Origin of the sequence: Flavobacterium kayseriense, assembly GCF_014305095.1 — a bacterium.
GTDB classification, from domain to species: Bacteria; Bacteroidota; Bacteroidia; order Flavobacteriales; family Flavobacteriaceae; genus Flavobacterium; species Flavobacterium kayseriense.
The window spans coordinates 466264-473515 of sequence record NZ_JACRUI010000003.1 but is presented as its reverse complement, the minus strand read 5'-3'; the positions used below and the strand labels follow the sequence as shown (position 1 = coordinate 473515).

Annotated in this window: 5 protein-coding genes and 1 rRNA gene; 4 read left to right on the top strand and 2 right to left on the bottom strand. The window is 32.8% G+C overall.

The features are described from left to right. The first annotated feature begins 219 nt into the window (after positions 1-219). Both rrf and H8R22_RS11350 read left to right on the top strand, forming a co-directional pair. A 5S ribosomal RNA gene (rrf, locus tag H8R22_RS11355) occupies positions 220-329 on the top strand. 836 nt (positions 330-1165) lie between these two features. Beyond that, positions 1166-2785, top strand: coding sequence for an amidase (locus H8R22_RS11350; RefSeq protein ID WP_187010500.1), 1620 nt, complete (start codon positions 1166-1168; stop codon positions 2783-2785). Between the two features lie 257 nt (positions 2786-3042). Here the strand turns inward: H8R22_RS11350 and msrB are convergent, their stop codons facing one another. Together msrB and H8R22_RS11340 are read right to left on the bottom strand one after the other, a co-directional pair. Continuing rightward, positions 3043-3432 carry a peptide-methionine (R)-S-oxide reductase MsrB gene (gene msrB / locus H8R22_RS11345; RefSeq protein ID WP_187010499.1) on the bottom strand — a complete coding sequence of 130 codons (390 nt, stop codon included), beginning with the start codon at positions 3430-3432 and terminating at the stop codon, positions 3043-3045. A gap of 12 nt (positions 3433-3444) precedes the next feature. Next, positions 3445-4314: an alpha/beta fold hydrolase gene (locus tag H8R22_RS11340; protein ID WP_187010498.1), complete on the bottom strand. Its 870-nt coding sequence runs from the start codon at positions 4312-4314 to the stop codon at positions 3445-3447. 180 nt (positions 4315-4494) lie between these two features. On the opposite strand from H8R22_RS11340, the gene H8R22_RS11335 reads away from it, so the two are divergent. Together H8R22_RS11335 and H8R22_RS11330 are read left to right on the top strand one after the other, a co-directional pair. Next, positions 4495-5916: a glycogen synthase gene (locus H8R22_RS11335; RefSeq protein ID WP_187010497.1), complete on the top strand. Its 1422-nt coding sequence runs from the start codon at positions 4495-4497 to the stop codon at positions 5914-5916. Then, positions 5913-7193 carry a glucose-1-phosphate adenylyltransferase gene (locus tag H8R22_RS11330; protein ID WP_187010496.1) on the top strand — a complete coding sequence of 427 codons (1281 nt, stop codon included), beginning with the start codon at positions 5913-5915 and terminating at the stop codon, positions 7191-7193. The genes H8R22_RS11335 and H8R22_RS11330 overlap by 4 nt, the downstream gene beginning before the upstream one ends. The last annotated feature ends 59 nt before the right edge of the window (positions 7194-7252 follow it).

The following is a 7252-nucleotide window of genomic DNA, read 5'->3' as shown; positions in this document are numbered from 1 at the left end:
AGGCAGTAATGTCATAGTCGAGTAGTACTAATAATCCGTAAGCTTATGTACACTTTTCCTCCCGAGCAATCGGGAGGGAGAAACTTTCTAAAAAAATACTTTTTTCTTTATCTCAGTATGTTAAGATATTTGCTCGACGCAGAGCAGTCCAAAGACGAAAGTCACAGGTCTCAAAGGAAACTTTAGACTTTAAGACATTCGACTTTAGACTAACAACCTTAAGGTGGTTATTGCGGCGGGGCTCACCTCTTCCCATCCCGAACAGAGTAGTTAAGCCCGCCTGCGCAGATGGTACTGCAGTTATGTGGGAGAGTATGTCGTCGCCTTTCTTTAGTAAAGCCTGTCTTTTTAAGACAGGCTTTCTTCTTTTATAGGAACTCCGTGTTCCCCGCCACGTCGGCTCGGTTCGTCGCCTTTCTTTTGAAAACCCCAACTTGTAAAAGTTGGGGTTTTTTGTTTTATATAAATGCCGTGTTCGCTTACCGACTAACAGATTATTGGACTAGTTTATTGGGAATTATCTTTGAATCAAATATTTATTTCTTGTATACAATAGTTTTAGTAGTTACTAAAAAATGTAAATCATTACTTTCTATCTATATTTACGTATCTAGGTAATTTCAATCTATTAGATAATTTTAGCAGGCACCGTATTCTGAATTGGTAGGTTATAGGTGTATTTATCGTTAATCATTCTTTATCTAGATGACTTTTTGGTTGTTTACAAGATTTGTTCTTTGATTATACTAACTTCTTAAGTATTCTTTCTTTTTCAAATTTCTTTTATTCGGTTTTTTACTAGAAATTACCTATTTTAGATAGTATTGTTAGTTTTTATTTATAATAAAATTTTGGTCTATTATCATATGTTCACATAGTTCTAGTTTATCTTTCTTGTGAAAGCCTAGTTTTTCGACATTATATATAACAAATTGTGAATCTTTATTCTTAATTGTAAATAGCCAATCTTTGATCCTAATTATGAGTTAAAAACTTATTTTCAAAAGTTACATTTGTTTATAATTGTTTTAGATATTATAGATTAGTTTTCTAATTCTAAATGTCATTGTGTTAACATCATAAAATTAGCTACATAAATTTGATATTACTTTTGTATTTAAAAGTTATTATATAAATTTAGGAAGTTTAATTTAAATAAGCTCCAATGGAAAGACGCTCTTTTTTAACCACTGCTACATTAGGTACAGCAGGTATAAGTACTTTTTTATCGACAAGTTGTGTTAACAAAAATGATAAAGATGACTCAATGATATTAGTTAATGATGTTAAAGATTTTGAACTTGACGAGGAGACTATTTTTAGTTTACAAAGTAAATTGAAGTTAGGTACATATACTTGTGAAAGGTTAGTAGAACTGTATTTAAGCAGAATTGAAGAGATAGATAAAAATGGTCCTTCAATTAATTCGGTTATAGAATTAAACCCGGATGCTTTAGTACTAGCTAGAGAGTTAGATAATGAGTTGAAAAACGGAAAATTGAGAGGTGCTTTACATGGTATTCCTGTGCTTATCAAAGATAATATTGATACAGCTGATAAAATGCAAACTACAGCAGGAGCTTTAGCTTTAGAGGGAAATAGAGCTAGAAATGATGCTTATGTAGTTAAAAGGTTGAGAGATGCGGGAGCCATTATTTTAGGCAAAACCAATTTAAGTGAATGGGCAAATTTTAGATCAACTAGTTCGTGCTCAGGATGGAGTAGTAGGGGAGGTCAAACTAAAAACCCTTACATTATTGATCATAATCCCTGTGGTTCTAGTGCAGGATCTGGTGTTGCAGTTTCCTCTAACCTCTGTACAATTTCTGTTGGAACTGAGACAGATGGATCTGTAGTTTGCCCTTCATCAGTAAGTGGCGTAGTTGGTATCAAACCTACTGTTGGTTTGGTAAGTCGTACTGGAATTATTCCGATATCTTCGACCCAAGATACGGCTGGGCCTATGGCGCGTACTGTTACGGATGCAGCAATCTTACTTGGGGTTTTATCAGGTATTGATTCTAATGATAATAGTACTTTAGATAGTAAACAAAAAAAGGAATCTGATTATTTGAAATTTTTGGAGAAAAACTATTTGTCAGGAAAAAGGATTGGTGTCGAAAAAAAGCAACAAGGAACCAATCAATTTATGCATGCTTTACAAAAAAAGTCTACTGACTTAATAAAAAGTCTTGGAGGCACTGTTGTTGAAATTGAATACTTGGATGCTATTAATGATTTAGGTGAATCTGAATTTGAAGTGATGCAATATGAATTTAAAGAAGGTGTAAATAGTTATTTGAAACAGGCTGATTTAAAAATTAAATCATTGAAAGATGTTATTGAATTTAATTTAAAGAACGAAGACGTAGCCATGCCTTATTTCAAACAAGAAACTTTGATTAGTTCTAACGAGAAAGGTGATTTAAGTGATGTTAAATATAAAGAAGCTCTAAAAAATAGTCATTTTAAAGCTATAAAAGTTTTAGAAAAAGTCATCGATGAGAACAAATTGGACGCTATTTGTGGACTTACTATGGGACCGGCTTGCAGTATAGATACCATATACGGTGATAGATGGGGAGATGTTTTTTTAACTTCACCAGCTGCCATAAGTGGTTTTCCTCACATAACAGTACCTTGTGGTAAGATTTATGAACTTCCTGTTGGTTTTTCTTTTTTTGGAAAGCCTTATACAGAGCCTGAACTAATTGGCTGTGCTTTTTCATTTGAGCAAGCTTCGAAAAGTAGGATTAAGCCAACTTATAAAAAGTCATTTTTGTAATTAATTCCTATCCTAACTAGATTGGTCAACACAGAACCTATCACCTTGGTGTATTAAAGATATCGCGCATTGTTCTTTTCAATTATTGGATAAGAATTAATTTCAAATATCTTATAACTGGTTGTTTAACTTAAAAACTAAATCCCTTTTAACAATGAAAGATAAGAGGGATTTGGTCTTTGACAATCCTTTTAAAATTTTACTTTTTTCTAACCTTTTTTGAATTTAAAAATAGCTTATTGTACTATTAATATCTATTACCCTTTAAAATCGATAGATAGGGAATTTACACAATAGCGTTCCCCTGTTTTTGTTGGGCCGTCATTAAATACGTGGCCAAGATGACCTCCACAATTTGCACAAACTATTTCCGTACGAATCATGCCATGCGTTTTATCTAAAACATTTTTTACTTTACCGGGGATCGCATCATCGAACGAAGGCCATCCGCAATGAGCATCAAATTTGGAGTCGCTTTCAAATAAAGGTTGGCCACATCCACCGCAGCAGTAGGTTCCTTTTTCATAGTGAAGATTATATACTCCTGTATGAGGATGTTCTGTTCCTTTCTTACGTAAAATACGGTACTTATCTTCTCCTAATTCTTCTTTCCATTGTTCTTCAGTTTTATTTAAAGGGTATTCCATGATGTATTATTTTTAATTATTTTGCAATGTAAAGTTAATCACTTTTTCTATGACTTTATCGTCTCCTAAAATCTTTCGATGTCCTAATCTATTTGTTAGCATAAGTTCACCAGCCGATAAATTTTTATGAATATGTATACCTGCTTTTACTGGTACTTCAAAATCTTGATTGTCGTGAATTACTAAAACAGGTATTTTAGTTGTCTGAGCTGCTTTGAATGCTGAATAATCACTCATTTTTGCACCATACTTTTTTTCAAAATGTTCCCGTAGAGAATTTGCATATTTATTGGGTAATTGCAATTTGGCTATAAAATCATCAATTATATCTTGAACGATATCTCCGCTTCCTATTACGGTTGCATTCTTTACATTTAATCCCTGTTTAATAGCGTTTAAAACCGACATTCCACCCAAAGAATGACCAATTGCCGCTTCAAAAGGACCATATTGTTTGTTTAGTTCATGTATTGATGCAATGAAATCTACCATTATGCTATTATTTCCTGGAGATCTTCCATGAGCTGGAGCATCAAAACTTATAGTTGTATATCCTGATTTTACTAATTCATCTGCAATTTTAAATAGTTGTGTTCCTCTTCCAGACCAACCATGGACTAGTAACACTTTTTTTTCACTTTTACCGTATTCATAAACAACAATTTCTTTGTTAATTTCAGAAACCATGATTGCTTTTTGAGTGCTGTTGGAGTCCATTGCACTTTCTCGCTTCGGAGTCTTGTGTTTTATTGGTGTTGTGAATAATTTTGCTGTATATAATGTGGCTAATTTTGGTGAAATAAAAGCGAAAAATTTACCTGTTAATATGATAAACTTAGGAATTTCTATTGTTTGTTTGTTATTAGCTGATTTTTTTGTCATTATAATAAATTTATAATTTGCCTTTTATTCTGTATAATTTTTACTAAATTTAGAAAAACATAAAAGTAGTATAATTAATAAATTTTGTACTAACAATTAACATTTAGAATGCTTTTACTATCTTTTAAAAGTATTATTTTCAATTAATTGTTGAAACGCAAAGAATCGAAAAATTAAAATATGGAAATATTTCATATCAGCGCAGAGTGTTACCCTGTCGCTAAAGTAGGAGGACTTGCTGATGTTGTAGGTGCTCTACCAAAATATCAAAATAAAGTTGGAAACCCCACTAGAGTTGTGATTCCGGCTTATCAAACAAAATTTAGAGCGGAAAATCAATTTGAATGTGTGCATTGGGGATTTGTTCAATTAGGTAAATTTAGTTTTCCTTTTAATGTTTTAAAGGAAACTAGCGATAAATTAGGGTTTGAATTGTATTTGATTGAAATTCAAGAACTTTTTGACAGGCCTAATGTATACGGATATGAAGATGATATTGAGCGTTTTCTTTCCTTTCAAATAGCGGCTTTAGACTGGATTATCGGAAGAGAGAGCTTGCCAAATGTTATAAATTGTCATGATCACCATACGGGTTTAATACCTTTTATGATGCTTTATAGTACTAAATATAGTAAACTCAAAAACGTTCCCTCAATGATTACCATCCATAATGGATTATATCAAGGGCAATTTGGATTCGATAAGTTACATTACATCCCCCAATTTGACTTAGCTCATGTCAATGTTTTAGAATGGGATCATTGTATTAATTCGTTAGCAGTAGCTGTCAAGTGTGCGTGGGCAGTTACAACGGTTTCGCCAAATTATTTGAATGAAATAAACTATTCAGCAAATGGTTTAGAAACCCTTTTTAATCTTGTTAGATACAAGTCTATTGGAATATTAAATGGTATTGATACTGAAGTTTGGGACCCTACCATTGATAAAATGTTAGAAAAGAATTATTCCATTAAAAATTTTGAGAAAGGAAAGCAACTGAATAAGGAGGTATTATGCTCGTTATTTAACTTAGATGCTACTAAACCTTTGTTTAGTTTTATCGGTCGGCTGCTAGATGAAAAAGGTGGAGATTTATTGCCTCACGCGTCTGCAATAGCATTATCTGAAAATTATCAACAAATAAATATTTTAATTCTTGGCTCAGGAAATCCTGCTATTGAGAAGCAGCTAAATAGTCTTCTAGGGGACTACAAAGGTAATTATAATACTTTTATAGGCTACAATGAAGAGTTAGCACATTTAATCTATGCAGGCGCTGATTTCCTGTTAATGCCATCTCGAGTGGAACCTTGTGGTTTGAATCAGATGTATTCCCTGCGTTATGGAACGATTCCAATAGTGCGTCGTACTGGCGGATTGAAAGATACTGTGATCGATTTTGGTGATGATGGCAACGGAATTTGTCATGACCAATCCTCAGTAGGAGATATATGCTATTCAATAAACAGAGCGATTAATTTATATCAAGATAAAGCACAATTAAATTCGATTAGAAAAAAAGGAATGAATATCGATCACTCATGGGAAAGAGTGTGTCAGGAATATTTAGATACATACAACTTAATAATTAACAAAATATGAAAGCGAAGAAGAACAACGTAATTTCGATTATCCTTGGAGGAGGGCAAGGTTCACGACTGTATCCTTTAACTGCTACTCGATCTAAACCTGCCGTGCCAATAGCAGGAAAGTATAGACTTGTCGATATTCCTATTTCAAACTGTATGAATTCTGATATTAAAAGAATATTTGTACTAACTCAGTTCAATTCGGCTTCTCTTAATGCGCACATCAAAAATACCTATACCTTCAATGCTTTTAGTCAAGCCTTTGTAGATATTTTAGCTGCTGAACAAACACCTGATAACCCAACTTGGTTTCAAGGTACTGCAGATGCGGTGAGACAATGTATGCCTCATTTTTTAAATCATGATTTTGAATATGCTTTGATACTATCAGGAGATCAGTTGTATCAAATGGATTTTAATAATATGCTAGAAGAGCACATTAAAAACAATGCTGATATCTCTATTGCCACTTTACCCGTGAATGCCAAAGATGCTCCAGAATTTGGAATTCTAAAAACGAATAGTGATAATTGTATTGAGTCATTTATAGAAAAACCAGCTAATGAATTATTACCGGACTGGGAATCAGATGTGAGCGATCAAATGAAAGCAGAAGGAAAGCATTACCTAGCTTCGATGGGTATTTATATCTTCAACAGAAAGTTATTGGTTGATTTGATGTCTAATCCTGATACCAAAGATTTTGGAAAAGAAATAATTCCGCAAGCAGTTGGGAATAAAAAAATACTGAGTTATCAGTACGAAGGTTATTGGACAGATATTGGTAATATTGATTCCTTTTTCGAGGCTAATATTGGTTTAACTGATGATGTTCCTAAGTTTAATTTATTTGATAACGATAATAAAATTTTTACTAGACCTAGATTACTTCCGCCGTCAAAATTTAATAAGACAATGTTGGATAAGTCAATAATGTCTGAAGGCTGTATTGTAAATGCCAAAGAAATAAAGGGATCTGTAATAGGAATTAGAGCTAGAATTGGTCAAGGTACCATTATAGAAAACTCTTATATAATGGGTAACGATTTTTATCAAAGTATCGAAGAGATGGAAAATGACCTCGATAGTGGACGCATGTTAGTAGGTATAGGAGAAAGATGCTTTATAAGTAATGCTTTAGTCGATAAAAATTGCCGTATTGGAAATGATGTTCAAATTAAAGGAGGCAAGCATTTAGCAGATGCATCTGAAGAGCTATATGCAATCAAGGAGGGCATTGTAGTAATAAAAAAAGGGGCTGTTATACCTAACAATTTTACAATAGGTTAAAACAACATTACATCTGTTTTCAAACAAACTAATGTTCTAAAATAATTTTAGAATTACAA